Raw genomic sequence first — 1,374 nt, forward strand, 5'->3', positions numbered from 1 at the left:
CCGCCGGCCACGGGCCCGTGCCCCCGGCGCCCGCCTCCCGGCTCCGGCGCCTGGTCGTCCCCGCCGGGGTCATGGCCGCCGTCGTGGCCGCCTTCGGCTACGTGGCCACGGTCGACCCCCACGAACCCGGCCACTACCCGGTCTGTCCCCTGCTCCGCCTCACGGGGGTGCTCTGCCCCGGCTGCGGCGGACTGCGCAGCGCCCACGACGTCGCCCACGGCGACATCGTCGCGGCCCTCGGCTCCAACGCCCTGGCCGTCGCCGGCTACGCCGTCTTCGCGGCGGTCTGGGTGCTCTGGATGGTCCGTGCCGCCCGGGGGCAGCCGATGCGCGTCGGCCTCGCGCCCGTCCACTGGTGGGCAGTCGGGGCGGTCCTGGTCGTCTTCTCCGTCGTCCGGAACCTGCCGTTCGGCTCGGCGCTGGCCCCGTGACCGCCCAGCCAGTGGGACGTGCGGTCACCGGATGCGGGGCCGCGGCCCTCCTGCGGATACCATCGGTGTGGCTGATCCTGTTCCCTCATCATCCTTCCGGAAGGGGGCCGCTCGCGTGAGTGTGCTCGACGAGATCATCGACGGCGTACGCGCCGACCTCGCAGAGCGGCAGGCGCGCGTCAGCCTCGACGAGCTCAAGGAGCGCGCCGCCCGCGCTCCCGAGGCGAAGGACGGAGTCGCCGCCCTGCGCGGCGAGGGTGTGACCGTCATCTGCGAGGTCAAGCGTTCCAGCCCCTCCAAGGGGGCCCTTGCCGCCATCGCCGACCCGGCCGCGCTGGCCGCGGACTACGAGGCCGGTGGCGCGTCCGTCATCTCCGTCCTCACCGAGGAGCGCCGCTTCGGCGGCTCGCTCGCGGACCTGGAGGCCGTCCGTGCCAAGGTCGACATCCCGGTCCTGCGCAAGGACTTCATCGTCACCTCGTACCAGCTGTGGGAGGCGCGGGCGTACGGCGCCGACCTCGCCCTGCTGATCGTCGCCGCCCTCGACCAGGAGGCCCTGGTCTCCCTCATCGAGCGCGCCGAGTCGATCGGTCTGACGCCGCTCGTCGAGGCGCACGACGAGGAGGAGGCGGAGCGTGCCGTGGACGCCGGGGCGAAGATCATCGGCGTGAACGCGCGCAACCTCAAGGACCTCAAGGTCGACCGGACCACGTTCGAACGTGTCGCGCCCGAGATCCCCGGCCACATCGTCAAGGTGGCCGAGTCGGGTGTCCGCGGTCCGCACGACCTGATCGCCTACGCCAACGCCGGCGCGGACGCCGTGCTCGTCGGCGAGTCCCTGGTCACCGGCCGCGACCCCCGGGGCGCCGTCGCCGACCTGGTGGCCGCCGGCACCCACCCCGCGCTCCGGCACGGACGGGGCTGAGACCCTACCCATGACCGC

At 74.0% G+C, this 1,374-nt stretch carries 2 protein-coding genes; both read left to right on the top strand.

Features of this window, described 5'->3' with window-relative positions; all coding sequences use genetic code 11:
- The first annotated feature begins 17 nt into the window (after positions 1-17).
- Positions 18-431, top strand: coding sequence for a DUF2752 domain-containing protein (locus ABZ371_RS32625; RefSeq protein ID WP_358686559.1), 414 nt, complete (start codon positions 18-20; stop codon positions 429-431).
- 115 nt (positions 432-546) lie between these two features.
- Positions 547-1,356, top strand: coding sequence for an indole-3-glycerol phosphate synthase TrpC (trpC, locus tag ABZ371_RS32630; RefSeq protein WP_358686558.1), 810 nt, complete (start codon positions 547-549; stop codon positions 1,354-1,356).
- Positions 1,357-1,374: the final 18 nt, after the last annotated feature.

This window comes from Streptomyces sp. NPDC005899 (genome assembly GCF_040629645.1).
Lineage (GTDB): Bacteria > Actinomycetota > Actinomycetes > Streptomycetales > Streptomycetaceae > Streptomyces.